Origin of the sequence: Rhodoplanes tepidamans (assembly GCF_030813915.1) — a bacterium.
GTDB classification, from domain to species: domain Bacteria; phylum Pseudomonadota; class Alphaproteobacteria; order Rhizobiales; family Xanthobacteraceae; genus Rhodoplanes; species Rhodoplanes tepidamans.
Map to the genome: position 1 here is coordinate 1 of NZ_JAUSUJ010000050.1, position 15,600 is coordinate 15,600.

Genomic DNA, 15,600 nt, shown 5'->3' on the forward strand with positions numbered 1-15,600 from the left:
TTAGACACAAGCCGATCTCCGATTCAGACCTCGATGATCGGCACCCTCCGCCCTCACGAACCCCCGAAGAAGGTGGGGCCAAAACGACGCTTACGGTCCAACCAGCTGCAATCTCGATACAAAAAACATTCCATAATATGTCTTATGCGATTCGTGCGTATGGGTGCGGACCCTGTCCCCTCCGGCGGGCACTGCGGTTCGCGAGCCGGCCGAGGCTGGCTCGGCCCGGACGGCGGCTCGTCGGCCCATCGTCTCGGGTGTTTGCGCAATGTGGTCCGCGGATCGGTTCAGCGCGATCTCGGGGTCGTCTCGGTGGCCGGTGCCGTCTATGGTGCCGCGGCACGAAACGTCGAACGAGCCAGTCGGAATGAGCCAGTCGGACTTCGCGGTGCCGATCGAGGACCGCCACTTCGAGGACTATGTGCCGGGCGTCACCTACGAGTACGGCTCCGTCGCCGTCACCGAGGACGAGGTCATCGCCTTCGCGAGGCGCTTCGATCCCCAGACGATGCACACGGACCCGGCTGCGGCGGCCCGCGGTGCCTTCGGCGGCCTGATCGCCAGCGGCTGGCATACCGCCGCCATGGCGATGCACCTGATCGCGACGCGCTGGCTCACCACGACCGCGGGCTTGGCGAGCCCCGGGGTCGACGAGCTGCGCTGGATCAAGCCGGTCCGCCCCGGCGACGAGCTGCGCATCCGGGTCACCACGGTCTCGGCTGAGCGGTCGCGCTCCAAGCCCGATCGCGGCCTGGTGCGGTCCTTCATCGAGGTGCTGAACCAGCGCGACGAGGTGGTGATGAGCATGATCGGGATGGTGCTGATCCGCTGCCGGACGCCGGCGCCATGAGCATGACTCCGTCCCGCGACATCGCCCGGCTCATCGAGATCATGGCGGCGCTGCGCACGCCGGGCTCCGGCTGCGCCTGGGACCTCGCCCAGAATTTCTCGACGATCGCGCCCTATACGATCGAGGAGGCGTACGAGGTCGCCGACGCGATCGCCCGCAACGATCTCGGCGATCTCGCCGACGAGCTCGGCGACCTCCTGCTCCAGGTGGTCTTTCACGCCCGGATGGCCGAGGAGGACGGCGCCTTCGACTTCGGCGACGTGGTGATGGCGATCACCCGGAAGATGGTGCGCCGGCATCCGCACGTGTTCGGCGACGCGCGCGGCGAGACGCCGGAGATCGTCGCCGGCCTGTGGGAACGCATCAAGGCCGAGGAAAAGGCCGAGCGGGCGGCCCGCAGCTCGACGCGGAGGTCGGAAGAGGGCGCGCTCGCAGGAGTGCCGACCGCCCTGCCCGCCCTCACCCGTGCCCTGAAGCTGCAGCAGAAGGCCGGCCGGGTCGGCTTCGACTGGAACAATCCGCGCGCCGTGCTGGCGAAGATCCGCGAAGAGACGGCCGAGATCGAGGCGGCGCTCGACGCCGGCGACCGGGCACACGCCGGCGCGGAGGTCGGCGACCTGCTGTTCGCGGTCGTCAACCTGGCGCGCCACCTGGACGCCGACCCGGAACGGATGCTGCGCGAGACGAACCGGAAATTCGAGCGGCGTTTCGCCTTCATCGAGCGCGTGCTGGCCGAGCGCGGCAAGACGCCGGCCGAGTCGACGCTCGACGAGATGGACGCCCTGTGGAACGCCGCGAAGGCGGAAGAACGGGAGAGCTGAACCGACAAAGACGGCGTTCAGCCCGCCTGCACCCGTTCGCCGAACTTCGCCCGCACCTGTCCTTCCCGGCTCGGATGCACCCGCAGATGAACGGTGGTGACACCGTCCTCGGAGGTCGTCGAATCGAGCACGTCGCCGGTGCGATGGAGCCAGCTCAGCGCGGCGCCGTCGGCGGCGTCGACCTCCACGGTCAGCGCCACACGGGTGCGGGCGACGCGCTCCGAGATCGTCGCGACGAGGGCGTCGAGCCCCTCCCCGCTGATCGCCGACACGAGTCGCGGCCGGCGCTCTGCCGGTTGCCGTGCGGCAAGATTCTCGAGCCGCTCGCGCTCCTCCGGTGAGACTTGGTCGATCTTGTTCCAGACCTCCAGGATGCGCTCGTCCTCGGGCGGGATGCCGAGCTCCTCCAGAACCTGGTCGACGTCTTTCGACTGTGCACTCGTGTCCCCGTGCGACACGTCGCGCACGTGCAGGATCAGGTCGGCCTCGATCACCTCCTCCAGCGTCGCCCGGAAGGCGGCGACCAGCATGGTCGGCAGATCCGAGATGAAGCCGACCGTGTCGGAGAGAATCACGCGCGGCCCGTCGGGCAGGTCGACGGCGCGCAGCGTCGGGTCGAGAGTGGCGAACAGCATGTCGGCGGCCAGCACGCCGGAGCGCGTCAGCCGGTTGAACAGCGTCGACTTGCCGGCATTGGTGTAGCCGACCAGCGCAACGATCGGGTACGGGACGCGCTTGCGGCTGGTCCGGTGCAGCGCGCGGGTGCGCTTGACGCCTTCGAGGTCGTGCTCGATGCGCCGGATGCGGTCCTGGATGAGGCGCCGGTCGGTCTCGATCTGGGTCTCGCCCGGGCCGCCCAGGAAGCCGAAGCCGCCGCGCTGGCGCTCCAGATGCGTCCAGGACCGCACCAGCCGGCTCTTCTGGTATGTCAGATGCGCGAGCTCGACCTGCAGGGTGCCTTCACGGGTTGCGGCGCGGCGCCCGAAGATTTCGAGAATCAGGCCGGTCCGATCCAGGACCTTGGCACTCCAGGCCCGCTCCAGATTGCGCTGCTGCACGGGCGACAGGGCGCAGTCCATCACCACGAGCCCGATCTCCAGGCTCTTCACCAGCCCGGCGAACTCCTCGACCTTGCCCTTGCCCAGATAGGTCGCCGGCCGGATCGCCGACAACAGGACGATGCCGCTCTCGACCACGTCGAGATCGATCGCGCGGGCGAGCCCGGTCGCCTCGGCCAGCCTCGCATCGGGCGCGCGCATGTCGGCGTCGGCCCGGGCCGAACCGGCCCGCACCTCGGGATGGCGAAGATAGGGTCCGATGACGAGGCAACGCGCTGTCGCCGAGCCCGTCGGGGTCGGCGTCAGGCGTTGCGGATCGTCGCGGTGTCGTGGCTCCAATCAGGCCTTTTCCGCTGCTTCTTCCGCTCCCTCGAACAGCTGGATCGGATGACCCGGCATGATGGTCGAGATGGCGTGCTTGTAGACGAGCTGAGAGTGGCCGTCCCGTCGCAGCAGCACACAGAAGTTGTCGAACCAGGTTACAACGCCCTGGAGCTTGACTCCGTTCACGAGGAAAATGGTGAGCGGCGTCTTGTTCTTGCGGACGTAGTTCAGGAAGGTGTCTTGTAGGTTTTGTGAGCGATCGGCTGCCATGGCCGTTTGTTCCGTTGTACTCGCGGTCCCCGTTCGCGAGGTGGCGACTTTTTCGCGCCCGGCGCGCGCCGAGGATGCGACGCGCGCAGGCGTGGGCGGTCGGTATTAGATTGCACCGCGGTAACGAGCGCAAGCCCAAGCTGGCCGATTACCGCCTGAATCCGCAGCAGGTTCCAGACTCAGGAGAATTCCGCGTGACGGTGGAACGCGGCCCGGAGCGCCGCAGCGACCGGTCCGGGCACCCCGCCCCCGACCGCATGGCCGTCGATCCGCACCACCGGCATGACGATCTGGCTCGCGGCGGTGACGAAGGCCTCCCGGGCCGCCAGCGCTTCGGCGACCGTGAACGGCCGCTCGACCAGGGTGAGCCGCCCTGCCCGGGCCGCGTCCTTGACCACCTCCCGGGAGATGCCGCGCAGGATGTCGGGCCCGACCGGCCGGGTGACCAGTTCGTCCGTCGCCGTGACGATCCAGGCGTTCGACGACGCCCCTTCGGTGACGAAGCCGTCGCGGTCGACGAACCAGGCCTCGCGGGCGCCCTGCTCCCGTGCCGCCTGCTTGGCGAGCACATTGGGCAGAAGGGCCACGGCCTTGATGTCGACCCGGGCCCAGCGGGTCTCGGGCAACGTCACCACGGCGATGCCGGTGCGGGCCGTGGCGGCGCCGATCGCCGGATCGATCCGACGGGCCGACACGACCAGGCTCGGTCGGGTGCCGGCCGGCGGGAAGCCGTGATCGCGGCGGGCGACCCCGCGGGTGACCTGCAGGTAGACGATCCCGTCGCTCATCCGGTTTCGCCGGACCGTCTCGTGCAGGACGACGCTCAGCGCGGAGACCGGGAGCGGCAGCGGGATGCGCAGCTCCGACAGGGACCGCAGCAGCCGCTCGGTGTGGCGGCGCTCGTCGACGAGCCGTCCGCCCTGTACCTCGCAGACCTCGTAGACGCCGTCGCCGAACTGGTAGCCGCGGTCCTCCACATGGACCATGGCGGCGCGATGCGGCCGCCACTGGCCGTTCACATACACGACACGAGACATCGAAGGTTCAGTCCATTCCCAGCGCCTTGAGCTTCCGGTGCAGGGCCGAACGCTCCATGCCGACGAACTCGGCGGTGCGCGAGATGTTGCCGCCGAAGCGGCTGATCTGGGCCCGCAGGTATTCGCGCTCGAAGGCCTCGCGGGCGTCGCGCAGCGGCATGCCCATCAGGTGCTCGCCGCCATTGCCGCGCGGCATCGCCGGCACCATCGAGCCGACGTCGGGCGGCAGCATCGAGGCCGTGATGATGGCGTCGGGATCGCCGCCGGCGAGGATCATCAGGCGCTCGACATTGTTGCGGAGCTGGCGGACGTTGCCGGGCCAGTCGTGCGACTGCAGAACGGCCAGCGCGTCGTCGCCGATGCGCCGCTTTGGCAGGCCGGTCGCCTGCGAGATCTGGTCCTGGAAGTGCTCGACGAGGTCCGGGATGTCGTCGCGCCGCTCGGCGAGCGGCGGCACCCGGATCGGGACCACGGAGAGGCGGTGATAGAGGTCCTCGCGGAAGCGGCCGGCCGCGATCTCCTCCTCGAGATTGCGCGCCGTCGAGGAGACGATACGCACGTCCACGGCCACCTTGGTGGTGCCGCCGACCCGCTGGAACTGCTGGTCGACCAGCACGCGCAGAATCTTGTTCTGGGTCTCCCGCGGCATGTCGGCGATCTCGTCGATGAACAGCGTGCCGCCGTGCGCCTCCTCGAGCGCGCCGACCTTGCGGCTCTCGCTGCCGTTGGTCTGCTCGGTGCCGAACAGCTCCACCTCCATCCGTTCCGGCGTGATGGCGGCGGCGTTGATCACCACGAACGGGCCGGGGGCGCGGGCCGAGAGGGCGTGCACGGTGCGCGCCGTCAGCTCCTTGCCGGCGCCCGACGGGCCGACGATCATGATGCGGCTGTTGGTCGGCGCGACCTTCTCGATGGTCTGCCGGAGGTGATTGATCGCCGCGGAGCGCCCGACCAGGGTGGTCTGGAACGGCGCGATCTGCTTGAGCTCTCTCACCTCCCGCTTGAGCCGCGATGTCTCGAGCGCCCGGTCGGCGACCAGCACCAGCCTGTCGGCCTTGAACGGTTTCTCGATGAAGTCGTAGGCGCCCTGCTTGATCGCCGCGACCGCGGTCTCGATGTTGCCGTGGCCCGAGATCATCACCACGGGCAGCTCCGGATGATCCACCTTGATGGTGGCGAGGAGCTGCAGGCCGTCGAGCTTGGAGCCCTGCAGCCAGATGTCGAGGAACACCAGGCTCGGACGGCGCGCCTGGATGGCCTTGAGCGCGTCGTCGGAGTCGCGCGCCGTGCGGGTCCCGTAGCCCTCGTCCTCCAGAATGCCGGCCACCAGCTCGCGGATGTCGGCCTCGTCGTCGACGATCAGGATGTCAGACGCCATGTGGTTGCTCGCCCTGCTGCTGGTCTGCTTCGGCGGTGGCCGGCTCGGCGGCGAACCGCAGCCGGAACCAAGCCCCCCGCGCGCCCGGCGTCCGCTCGGCCGCGTCGTGCAGCTCGATACGTCCGCCGTGTTCCTCGAGAATCTTGCCGACGATCGCGAGGCCGAGGCCGGTGCCCTTCTCGCGGGTCGTCACATAGGGCTCCAGAAGCCGCCGTCGACCTTCCTTCGGCAACCCGATCCCGTTGTCGACGACGTCGATCACGATGTCGTCTCCGTCGCGCGCCGTGGCCACGTGGATGTGGCCCTTGTCGAGCTCGGCTGACGGGACTGCGGCAATCGCTTCTGTGGCATTCTTGATGATGTTGGTGAGCGCCTGGGAGATGAGACGCCGGTCGAATCGGGCCGGCATCGGACCGTCGGGTATGTCGGCCGTGATTTCGACATCGGCGTGGCCGACCCGCATCAGGAACACGGCCTGGCGGACCGTGTCGGCGACGTCCTCGGCGGTCATCACCGGCTTCGGCATGCGGGCGAAGCGCGAGAACTCGTCCACCATGCGGCGGATGTCCTCCACCTGGCGGACGATCGTGTCGGTGCACTGCTCGAACACCTGCTTGTCTTCGACGATCACCTTTCCGTACTTGCGGCGCAGCCGCTCGGCCGAGAGCTGGATCGGGGTCAGCGGATTCTTGATCTCGTGGGCGATACGGCGCGCCACGTCGGCCCAGGCCGAGGTGCGCTGCGCCGTGACCAGGTCGGTGATGTCGTCGAGCGTGAAGACGTAGCCGTGCTCGGGGTCGGCGGACTGCTCGGTGGTGAGCCGCACCGAGACGGTGCGCTCGCGCCCGGCCCGGTTGATCGAGGCCTGCCCCTGGGCGAAGCGCTGCCCGGCGGTGCGGGCGCTCAGGAACATCTCGGAGAGCTCGGGCAGCACCTCGGCGAGCGGCTTGCCCAGCACGTCGGCCTCGGTCGCGCCGATCAGCTTCTCGGCCGAGCGGTTGAGGATGCTGATCGTCCCCTCGGCGTCGACGCCGATCACGCCGGCGCTGGCGCCGGCCAGCACCGCCTCGGTGAAGCGGCGGCGGCTGTCGATCAGGTCGCGGGCCCGCACGATGTCGTCGCGCTGGGTGCGCAGCTCGTGGGTCATCTTGTTGAAGGTCTCGCCGAGCTGGGCGAGGTCGCCCTCCGAGCGGCGGACCGGAACCTGCACGTAGAGATTGCCGGTCGAGACCACGTTGGCGGCGCCGATCAGGCGCCGGATCGGCGCCACCAGCCGGTTGGCGAAGTTGAAGCCGATCCACACGGCAGACAGCAGCACCGTGAGGGCGATCACCGTGAACATCAGCGCGAAGGCGATCTGCACGCCGAGCCGTCGCTTCTCCAGCTCGGCGAACTCGGTGACGGTCGTCTGCGTCTCCCGGAACTGCGACACCACGATCGGATTGAGCGGCCGCGCCACGAACAGGGTCAGGTCGTCGTAGCCGCGCAGCTTGATGGCGCCGGCGACGTAATTGGCGTCGGGATTGAGAATCACCTGCGGCTCGACCTCCCCGACGCCGGCCAGCATGCCGGCGCTCGGCCGGGGGATCTCGTGGGCGAGCTTGATGTCGGCCTTTTCGACGATGGTGCGGTCCTGGCCCAGCATGATGGCGACGGGAAGGCCGCGCACCTGGGCCTGTGCCGTGAAGAACTGGCGGAAGCGATCGCGGTCCTGGTCGAACAGCGGTCGCGCCCGGCCGACGTCGAAGGCCATCGCCTGGGTCTCGCTGCGCAGCGACTGGGCGTGCTCGTTGAGATAGGCCTCGGCGACCACCAGCGAGTTGGCGATGACGCCGCGGGTCCGCTGGGTGAAGAACCGGTCGAGGCCGCGGTCGAGCGTGATCGAGGCGACCACGGCGACCAGCACGGCGGGCGCCGCGGCGATCACCGAGAACAGGCCGACGATGCGGACGTGCAGCCGGGCGCCGGCGGTGCCGCGACGGCGTGCCTGGATGATCTGCCAGACCTCGCGACCGATGACCCCGAGCAGAAGCGCCACCGCCACGCCGTTGACCATCAGCAGGCTGACGACGACGTTGTGGGTGGGAACGATGGGCGTCAGCCCAGCCAGCACCAGGAAGGTGACGAGCGCGGAGAGCAGCGCGGCGGCGACGCCGATCGGCCCGATGATCCGGGTCCCGGCCCCGCTGCTCGGCTTCACCACCTCCGCGAGCTGGGCGGTCGCTGCCTCCTCGACCGTTGCCATACACCCCCCTCGGCCGGCGCCCGTCACCGGGCGCGCCGTTGTCTGCCTCCGACGTTGAGGCGTTTGTACAACAATGTTGCCGAATTGAGACGAATCCGCGGCGCCCTCTTCATCACGAGCGCGCGAGCGGGTCTGCCGGCACCGGGCTAACCCATCGGCATCAGCTGGAGGTGCGGATCACCCTGATGTCGAGGTCGCGGATCTTCTTGCGCAGCGTGTTGCGGTTGACGCCCAGCAGCTCGGCCGCGCGGATCTGGTTGCCGCGGGTGGCGACCAGGGCGGCCGAGAGCAGCGGGTGCTCGACCTCGCGCAGCACGCGGTGGTAGAGGCCGGGGGGCGGCAGGCTGTCGTTGAAGCCGCCGAAATAACGAGTGAGGTGCCTCTCTACCGCCGACGACAGGTTCTCGTCGATTCGCGGCTCGTCGCTCGGGGCGCTGGCGGCCGGCTGGGCGAGCTCGCCGTCGATGACGGCGGCCGTGATGGTCTCCTGCGGATAGAGGGCGGCCAGCCGCCGGGCGAGATTCTCCAGCTCGCGCACGTTGCCGGGCCAGCGGTAGCGCTTGAGCCGGTCGAGCGCCGCCTTCTCGATCTGCTTGGCGGGAAGGCCCTCCCGCTCGGCCATGACGAAGAAGTGGTGGATGAGGTCCGGGATGTCCTCGGTGCGCTCGCGCAGCGGCGGCAGGCGCAGCGGCACGACGTTGAGGCGGAAGTACAGGTCCTCGCGGAACAGGCCCTGCTGGATGAGGATGCGCAGGTCCTTGTTGGTCGCCGCGATGATGCGCACGTCGGTCTTGATCGCGGTGCGGCCGCCGACCGTCGTGTACTCGCCCTGCTGCAGCACCCGCAGAAGGCGCGTCTGGGCTTCCATCGGCATGTCGCCGATCTCGTCGAGGAACAAGGTACCGCCTTCCGCCTGCTCGAAGCGGCCGGGACTGCGCGCATTGGCGCCCGTGAAGGCCCCCTTCTCGTGACCGAACAGCTCCGACTCGATGAGGTCGCGCGGAATCGCCGCCATGTTGATGGCGACGAAGGTCCCGGACCGGCGTTTGCCGTAGTCGTGCAGGGCGCGCGCCACCAGCTCCTTGCCGGTCCCCGACTCGCCCGTGATCATCACGGTGAGGTCGGTCTGCATCAGCCGGGCGAGGAGGCGATAGATCTCCTGCATCGCCGGCGAGCGGCCGACCAGCGGGATCGACTCCATCTCCTCGGGCGGCGCCGCCTTGGAGGCGATCTCCTTCGGCTCGGCGAGCGCCCGGCCCACGATGGTGATCAGCTCCTTCAGGTCGAAGGGCTTGGGCAGATACTCGTAGGCGCCGCGCTCGGAGGCGCGGATCGCCGTCATGAAGGTGTTCTGCGCGCTCATCACGATCACCGGCAGGTCGGGCCGGAGCTTCTTGATGCGGGGCAGGAAGTCGAAGGCGTTCTCGTCCGGCATCACCACGTCGGTGATGACCAGATCCCCCTCCCCCTGGCTCACCCAGCGCCACAGCGTGGCGGCGTTGCCCGTCGAGCGGACCTCGTAGCCCGCGCGCGACAGGGCCTGGTTGAGCACCGTGCGGATCGCGGCGTCGTCGTCGGCGACCAGAACTCGACCGGTGGGCATCGTCATCCTCATGAAGCCGCGCCGCCGCCGCGATCGGCGGCGTCGTCGCCCGTGTACATCGGCATCAACACGCTGAACGAGGTCCGGCGCGGCTGCGACTCGCACTCGACGATGCCGCCGTGGTCCCCGATGATCTTCGCGACCAGCGCCAGGCCGAGGCCGGTGCCGGTCGGCTTGGTGGTCATGAACGGCTCGAACAGATGCGGCCGGAGATCCTCCGGCACGCCCGGGCCGTTGTCCTTCACGCAGAATTCGAGCGGCAGCGACACCCGGGTCTTGCTGCCCGGCAGCGACAGGCGCACGCCCGGCCGGAACGCCGTGGTGAGGTGGATCTCGCCGTCCGTCGCGGTCGGGCCGATCGCCTCGGCGGCGTTCTTCACGAGGTTGAGGAACACCTGGATGAGCTGGTCCCGGTTTCCGAGAATCGCCGGCAGCGAAGGATCGTAGTCTTCGACGAAGCGGATGTGACGGGCGAAGCCCGACTGGGCGAGCCGCTTCACGTGCTCCAGCACGACATGGATGTTGACCGGCTCGCGGTCGACCGGCCGCTTGTCGGCGAACACCTCCATGCGGTCGACCAGCTTCACGATGCGGTCGGCCTCGTCGCAGATCAGCCGGGTCAGCGTGCGGTCGTCGTCGCTGGCCGACTGCTCGAGCAGCTGGGCGGCGCCGCGGATGCCCGACAGCGGGTTCTTGATCTCGTGCGCCAGCATGGCCGCGAGCGCCGTCACCGAGCGGGCGGCGCCGCGGTGGGTGAGCTGGCGGTCCATCTTGTCGGCGATCGAGCGGAGCTGGAGCATGACCACCACGTGGCCGGGCTGCTCCGGCACGGGAGCGACGTGCAGGTCGACGATCCGCTCGCCCGGCATGCGGGGGGTGGCGAGGTCGACCTTGTACTCGTTGACGGCGGCGCCGCGCCCGCGCACCTGCTCGATCAGGGCCAGCACCGGGCTGCCGAACGGCACCAGGTCGCGCAGCTTGTAGCGGCGCAGGAACGGCGCCGACATGTCGAAGAAGTGCTCCGCCGCCGTGTTGGCGTCGGTGATCTCGCCGTCGGGGCCGACGACGACGACGGAATGGGGCAGCGAGTTGAGCACCGCCTCGGCCGACGACATGCCGAGCGGGGCGTGGCCGGACCAGTGGGGGCGAGCGTCGAGGGGGGCGGACTTCATGCGGCTACCTTCCACTTGAACGCGGCGTATGCGTCGCGCAGCCGGTCCGCGACCGCGGCCGGCTCGTCGATGGTGAGCACCCGCGACCGCCACGCCTTCACCTCGGCCGGCGAGACGCCGGCTTCGGCGGCGGCCGCGTCGAGCGCCCAGCCGAGATGCTTGCGCGCCTGCCGGGCGCCGAGCGATGTCCCGTAGAGGCCGAGCATCTCGTCGTAGAGCTGCAGCAGCCAGGCGAGCTGGTCGTCGAGATCGGGCGCGGCCTCGCGCCGGCCGCCGGCGAGGAAGCGGGCGATGCGGCCGGGCAGCCACGGCCGGCCGCAGGCGCCGCGGCCGACCATCACGGCGTCGGCGCCGGACCTCGCCAGCGCCGCCACGGCGTCGTCCTCGGACCGGATGTCGCCGTTCACCACCACCGGGATGGCGACGGCGTCCTTGACGGCGCGGACCGCCGACCAGTCGGCGGTGCCGCCGTAGAACTGGCAGCGGGTGCGGCCGTGCACGGTGACGAGCCGCACGCCGGCCTGCTCGGCGCGGCGGGCGAGCTCGGGCGCGACGATCGCGCCGTCGTCCCAGCCGAGCCGCATCTTCAGGGTGACCGGGATGTCGACCGCCCGAACCGTGGCGTCGATCAGCGACACCGCATGGTCGAGGTCGCGCATCAGCGCGGCGCCGGCCGCGCCGTTGACGACGTTGCGGGCCGGGCAGCCCATGTTGATGTCGACGATGTCGGCCCCCGCCCCGGCCGCGATGCGGGCGCCCTCGGCCATCCAGCGCGCCTCGCGGCCGGCGAGCTGCACCACGTGCAGGCCGACGCCCTGCCCCTCCAGCCGCAGCCGGGCGAGCGCCTTGCCGGCCACCAGCATCGAGGAGGCGGTCATCTCGGAGACCACCAGCCCGGCCCCGAGCCTTGCCACCAAGCGGCGGAACGGTGCATCCGTAATCCCGCACATGGGCGCGAGGACGACGGGATTCGGCAGTGACACCGGACCCACCGTCAGGCCGTGCGAGGTTCGGAGTGCACCGGAATGCATGTATGCCTATACTTTGGGCGTAGACGCGATCTGCATAGACCTTAGCCATTCCGTGCGCCAAATCAAGCCTTCCCGGCGCACGGGCCGAATCCGCTTACCGCCGCCCGGGGCGGCGAGCGGCGGTTGCGTGCAGCCGGAAATACGCTAAACCAGAGTGTGAAGACGAGCCGGTCAGGAGCTTGAAATCATGAGTGGAGGGGTGGCGGCCGTGGTGGTCGCGGGAGGGCGCGGGATCCGCGCCGGCGGCGACCTGCCGAAGCAGTACCGCTGCGTCGGAGGCATGGCGGTCATTCGCCGCACACTCGTTGCGTTCACTGCCCATCCGGGCATCGCCGCGGTCCAGCCGGTGATCCATCCCGACGACGAGGAGCGGTTCGCGGCGGCGGCGGCCGGACTTTCGGTGCTGCCTCCGACCCACGGGGGGACCACCCGGCAGGCCTCGGTGCATGCCGGCCTGGAGGCCCTGGCTCCCCATGCGCCCGAGATCGTGCTGGTGCACGACGCGGCCCGGCCGTTCGCCTCGCAGGGCCTGCTCGACCGCGCGATCGCGGCCGGCCGGGGCGGCGCCGCCATCCCGGGCCTCGCGGTCAGCGACACCGTCAAGGCGGTCGACGCGTCCGGCACCGTGGTCGAGACCCTCGACCGCGGCCGGCTGCGCACCGTGCAGACCCCGCAGGCGTTCCGCTTCGACGCCCTGCTGGCCGCCCACCGCGAGGCGGCGGCCGCCGGGCGCGACGACTTCACCGACGACGCCGCGCTCGCCGAATGGGCCGGCCTGCCGGTCGCGATCTTCGAGGGGGAGGCGACCAACGTGAAGCTCACCACTCCGGACGACTTCCGCCGCGCCGAGGCCGAGCTGATGGCGGCGCTCGGCGACGTCCGGGTCGGCACCGGGTACGACGTCCACGCCTTCGCCGCGACCGGCGACCATGTCTGGCTCGGCGGCGTGAAGATCCCGCACGACCGCGGGGTCGAGGGCCATTCCGACGCCGACGTCGCCCTCCACGCCCTGGTCGACGCCATCCTGGGGGCGCTGGCCGACGGCGACATCGGGGTCCATTTCCCGCCCAGCGACCCGCAGTGGAAGGGCGCCTCGTCGGACCGCTTCCTCGCCTTCGCGGTGGAGCGGGTGGCGGCGCGCGGCGGCCGCATCGCCCATGTCGACCTCACCGTGGTGGCCGAGGCGCCGCGGCTCGGCAAGTACCGCGACGCCATCCGGGCCCGGGTCGCCGAGATCGTCGGCCTGCCGGTCGACCGGGTCGGGCTGAAGGCGACCACCAGCGAGCAGATGGGCTTCATCGGCCGCCGCGAGGGCCTGGTGGCATACGCGACCGCGACGGTGCGGCTGCCCTGGACGGTGCCGTGAGCGGCCCGGCCGTGCCTCCCGAAGACGCCACGCCAGGCGCCGCACCGGACGCCACGCCCGACACCTCCCCCGAGGCCGTCGCCGCGGCGGCGGCGCGCGTCCTCGACGCCTGCCGGGCGCGGCGGCTGACGCTCGCCACCGCCGAATCCTGCACCGGCGGCCTCGTCGCCGGGGCGCTGACCGACATCGCCGGCTCCTCCGACGTGGTGGAGTCCGGCTGCGTCACCTATTCGAACGCCGCCAAGGAGCGCCTGCTCGGGGTGCCGCACGAGACGCTCCTGCGCCACGGCGCGGTGTCGCGGGAGACCGCCGAGGCGATGGCGCTCGGCCTGCTGGCGCACGCCCCGGTCGACCTCGCCGTGGCGATCACCGGCATCGCCGGGCCGGGCGGCGGCTCGCCCGAGAAGCCGGTCGGCCTCGTCCATTTCGCCGCCGCGCTGCGCGGCCGGCAGCTCGTCCACCGGGCGTGCCGCTTCGGCGACCTCGGCCGGGCGGCGGTGCGCCGCGCCGCGGTGCGCGAGGCGCTGGCGCTGCTCGAGCGGCTGGCCACCGCGGACCCCGTCCGCCGGTGAGGCCGCGCCGCTCATGACGCGTCACTCCACCGCGACGGCGGCGCGCCCGTCGCGGCCGTAGACCACGTCGGCGCGCGCCTCGAAGGCGCCGGCGAACTTGCGGAACGCGGCGTCGAACACGGCGCCCATCAGGGTCGACAGCATCCGGCTCCTGAACTCGTAGTCGATGAAGAACTCCACCTCGCAGGCGTCGTCGCCGAGCGGCTTGAAGCTCCACCGGTTGGACAGCACCTTGAGCGGGCCCTCCAGATACTCCACCGTGATGAACAGCTCCGGCCGGTTCATCGTCACCCGGGTGGTGAAGTGCTCGTGGAAGACCTTGTAGGACACCGTCATCCGGGCGATCGCCGTCTCGATCCCCTCGCCCGTGACGGAGCGGCCGCGCACCTTCATGCCGGTGCACAGCGGCACGAACTCCGGGTAGCGGTCCATGTCGGCGACGAGGTCGAACATCTCCTCGGCGCCGTGGCGCACGCGGCGTCGGGCGCGGAAGCGCGGCATCGGGGCTACCGCCGCTCGGCGCGGGCGGCCTGCAGGCGACGGAAATCGTCGCCCGCATGGTGCGAGGAGCGGGTCAGCGGCGAGGCGGAGACCATCAGAAATCCCTTCGCGTAGGCAATCGTCTCGAGCGACTTGAACTCGTCCGGCGGCAGGAAGCGGGCGACCGGGTGGTGCTTGCGGGTCGGCTGCAGGTACTGGCCGATGGTGAGGAAATCGACGTCGGCGGCGCGCAGGTCGTCCATCACCTGGAGGATCTCGTTCCGCGTCTCGCCGAGCCCGACCATGATGCCGGACTTGGTGAACATCGACGGGTCGATCTCCTTCACCTGCTGCAGCAGCCGGATGGAATTGAAGTAGCGGGCGCCCGGTCGCACCGTGAGATAGAGCGACGGCACCGTCTCGAGATTGTGGTTGAACACGTCCGGCTTCGCCGCCACCACGGTCGCGGCGGCGCCGGGCTTGCGCAAAAAGTCCGGGGTCAGCACCTCGATGGTGCTCTGCGGGGCGCGCGCCCGGATCGCGCGGATCACGGCGGCGAAATGCGCCGCCCCGCCGTCCGGCAGGTCGTCGCGGTCGACCGAGGTGACGACCACATGGGCGAGGCCCAGCGTCGCGGTCGCCTCGGCGGCGCGCGCCGGCTCGTCCGGGTCGAGCGGCGCCGGGATGCCGGTCTTGACGTTGCAGAAGGCGCAGGCCCGCGTGCAGGTCTCGCCCATGATCATCATGGTCGCGTGCTTCTTCTCCCAGCACTCGCCGATGTTGGGGCAGCCCGCCTCCTCGCACACCGTGTGCAGGCCGTGCGCCCGCACGATGCCGTGGGTCTCGCCGTAGCCCTTGGACACCGGCGCCTTGACCCGGATCCAGTCCGGCTTGCGCATCACCGGCTGGTCCGGACGGTTGGCCTTTTCGGGGTGTCGCGGGCGCTGCGGCCCGTTGACGGTGTCGAGGACGACGACCATGGCGACCTTTCAGGACATTGTGGCGTTTACTTACGCATGGCGCGACCCGACCGCAAGGCGGCCGGCGGAGCCGGCCCTCGCCGTCCGCCCGGAGCTCGTAGCCTGCATCTCGTAGCCTGCATGGAGCGCAGCGGAATGCAGGGTGCGGAATGGGGGTTGCGACGACGCCGATGCGCCGCTCCCGCAGTCCGCCCTGCGGGCTCCATGCGGGCTGCGAGTCCTGCGAGTCCGCCGTCCACGCAAAGCCTCCCCTGCTCCCGCGGCGCGGTTCGGCGCCCGGGGTGTGCCCATGACCCGTGCCCCGGCCCTTACGAGACAGGCCGAGGGAGGCGGAGCGCCGGGAGGCGCCACACCGAGCCGCGCCCGTGGAAGCGCGGCGCGCATCGAAGCGTCGATGCGCCCGCCTCCCGGCG

13 protein-coding genes and 1 pseudogene are annotated in these 15,600 nt (G+C 70.5%); 4 read left to right on the forward strand and 10 right to left on the reverse strand.

Annotated features, from left to right (window positions below; all coding sequences use genetic code 11):
- The first annotated feature begins 367 nt into the window (after positions 1-367).
- Complete coding sequence (locus tag J2S22_RS30625; RefSeq protein ID WP_272780636.1) at positions 368-850, forward strand: MaoC family dehydratase; 483 nt, start codon at positions 368-370, stop codon at positions 848-850.
- Positions 851-852: 2 nt separating this feature from the next.
- A complete protein-coding gene (gene mazG / locus J2S22_RS30630) occupies positions 853-1,671 on the forward strand; it encodes a nucleoside triphosphate pyrophosphohydrolase (protein ID WP_272780645.1) in 819 nt (272 codons plus the stop codon).
- Between the two features lie 17 nt (positions 1,672-1,688).
- Here mazG and hflX read toward each other — a convergent pair whose 3' ends face one another.
- From hflX to dusB, 8 genes are all read right to left on the reverse strand, one after another.
- Positions 1,689-3,068 carry a GTPase HflX gene (hflX, locus tag J2S22_RS30635; protein WP_370878262.1) on the reverse strand — a complete coding sequence of 460 codons (1,380 nt, stop codon included), beginning with the start codon at positions 3,066-3,068 and terminating at the stop codon, positions 1,689-1,691.
- Positions 3,069-3,323 (reverse strand): RNA chaperone Hfq, encoded by a 255-nt coding sequence (gene hfq / locus J2S22_RS30640; protein WP_008385166.1) that lies wholly within the window; start codon positions 3,321-3,323, stop codon positions 3,069-3,071.
- Positions 3,324-3,502: 179 nt separating this feature from the next.
- A complete protein-coding gene (locus J2S22_RS30645) occupies positions 3,503-4,360 on the reverse strand; it encodes a D-amino-acid transaminase (protein ID WP_272780637.1) in 858 nt (285 codons plus the stop codon).
- Positions 4,361-4,367: 7 nt separating this feature from the next.
- Complete coding sequence (gene ntrX, locus J2S22_RS30650) at positions 4,368-5,738, reverse strand: nitrogen assimilation response regulator NtrX (protein WP_272780638.1); 1,371 nt, start codon at positions 5,736-5,738, stop codon at positions 4,368-4,370.
- Positions 5,728-7,983, reverse strand: coding sequence for a sensor histidine kinase NtrY-like (locus J2S22_RS30655; protein WP_272780639.1), 2,256 nt, complete (start codon positions 7,981-7,983; stop codon positions 5,728-5,730). The genes ntrX and J2S22_RS30655 overlap by 11 nt, the downstream gene beginning before the upstream one ends.
- Positions 7,984-8,143: 160 nt before the next feature.
- The gene (gene ntrC / locus J2S22_RS30660) at positions 8,144-9,586 is read right to left on the reverse strand and encodes a nitrogen regulation protein NR(I) (RefSeq protein ID WP_272780640.1); all 1,443 of its coding nucleotides are present in this window, start codon (positions 9,584-9,586) and stop codon (positions 8,144-8,146) included.
- A gap of 8 nt (positions 9,587-9,594) precedes the next feature.
- Positions 9,595-10,701, reverse strand: coding sequence for a two-component system sensor histidine kinase NtrB (locus tag J2S22_RS30665; protein ID WP_272780647.1), 1,107 nt, complete (start codon positions 10,699-10,701; stop codon positions 9,595-9,597).
- A gap of 53 nt (positions 10,702-10,754) precedes the next feature.
- The gene (gene dusB, locus J2S22_RS30670; RefSeq protein ID WP_272780641.1) at positions 10,755-11,789 is read right to left on the reverse strand and encodes a tRNA dihydrouridine synthase DusB; all 1,035 of its coding nucleotides are present in this window, start codon (positions 11,787-11,789) and stop codon (positions 10,755-10,757) included.
- Positions 11,790-11,976: 187 nt separating this feature from the next.
- Between dusB and J2S22_RS30675 the strand changes: the two genes are divergently transcribed.
- Together J2S22_RS30675 and J2S22_RS30680 are read left to right on the forward strand one after the other, a co-directional pair.
- Positions 11,977-13,155 (forward strand): bifunctional 2-C-methyl-D-erythritol 4-phosphate cytidylyltransferase/2-C-methyl-D-erythritol 2,4-cyclodiphosphate synthase, encoded by a 1,179-nt coding sequence (locus tag J2S22_RS30675; protein ID WP_272780642.1) that lies wholly within the window; start codon positions 11,977-11,979, stop codon positions 13,153-13,155.
- A gap of 11 nt (positions 13,156-13,166) precedes the next feature.
- A pseudogene (locus tag J2S22_RS30680) lies at positions 13,167-13,816 on the forward strand (CinA family protein); the annotation flags it as partial.
- Here the strand turns inward: J2S22_RS30680 and J2S22_RS30685 are convergent.
- Together J2S22_RS30685 and lipA are read right to left on the reverse strand one after the other, a co-directional pair.
- A complete protein-coding gene (locus J2S22_RS30685) occupies positions 13,749-14,228 on the reverse strand; it encodes a type II toxin-antitoxin system RatA family toxin (protein WP_272780643.1) in 480 nt (159 codons plus the stop codon). The pseudogene J2S22_RS30680 and the gene J2S22_RS30685 overlap by 68 nt on opposite strands.
- 5 nt (positions 14,229-14,233) lie before the next feature.
- The gene (lipA, locus tag J2S22_RS30690; RefSeq protein ID WP_272780644.1) at positions 14,234-15,187 is read right to left on the reverse strand and encodes a lipoyl synthase; all 954 of its coding nucleotides are present in this window, start codon (positions 15,185-15,187) and stop codon (positions 14,234-14,236) included.
- Between the last annotated feature and the right edge of the window lie 413 nt (positions 15,188-15,600).

Excerpts from the sequence above, each read along its gene's own strand:
- J2S22_RS30625 (WP_272780636.1), top strand. The coding sequence starts at position 368 with ATGAGCCAGTCGGACTTCGCGGTGCCGATCGAGGACCGCCACTTCGAG.
- mazG (WP_272780645.1), top strand. The coding sequence starts at position 853 with ATGACTCCGTCCCGCGACATCGCCCGGCTCATCGAGATCATGGCGGCG.
- hfq (WP_008385166.1), bottom strand. The coding sequence starts at position 3,323 with ATGGCAGCCGATCGCTCACAAAACCTACAAGACACCTTCCTGAACTAC.
- J2S22_RS30645 (WP_272780637.1), bottom strand. The coding sequence starts at position 4,360 with ATGTCTCGTGTCGTGTATGTGAACGGCCAGTGGCGGCCGCATCGCGCC.
- ntrX (WP_272780638.1), bottom strand. The coding sequence starts at position 5,738 with ATGGCGTCTGACATCCTGATCGTCGACGACGAGGCCGACATCCGCGAG.
- J2S22_RS30655 (WP_272780639.1), bottom strand. The coding sequence starts at position 7,983 with ATGGCAACGGTCGAGGAGGCAGCGACCGCCCAGCTCGCGGAGGTGGTG.
- ntrC (WP_272780640.1), bottom strand. The coding sequence starts at position 9,586 with ATGCCCACCGGTCGAGTTCTGGTCGCCGACGACGACGCCGCGATCCGC.
- J2S22_RS30665 (WP_272780647.1), bottom strand. The coding sequence starts at position 10,701 with ATGTCGTCGGCCGAGGCGGTGCTCAACTCGCTGCCCCATTCCGTCGTC.
- dusB (WP_272780641.1), bottom strand. The coding sequence starts at position 11,789 with ATGCATTCCGGTGCACTCCGAACCTCGCACGGCCTGACGGTGGGTCCG.
- J2S22_RS30675 (WP_272780642.1), top strand. The coding sequence starts at position 11,977 with ATGAGTGGAGGGGTGGCGGCCGTGGTGGTCGCGGGAGGGCGCGGGATC.
- J2S22_RS30685 (WP_272780643.1), bottom strand. The coding sequence starts at position 14,228 with ATGCCGCGCTTCCGCGCCCGACGCCGCGTGCGCCACGGCGCCGAGGAG.
- lipA (WP_272780644.1), bottom strand. The coding sequence starts at position 15,187 with ATGGTCGTCGTCCTCGACACCGTCAACGGGCCGCAGCGCCCGCGACAC.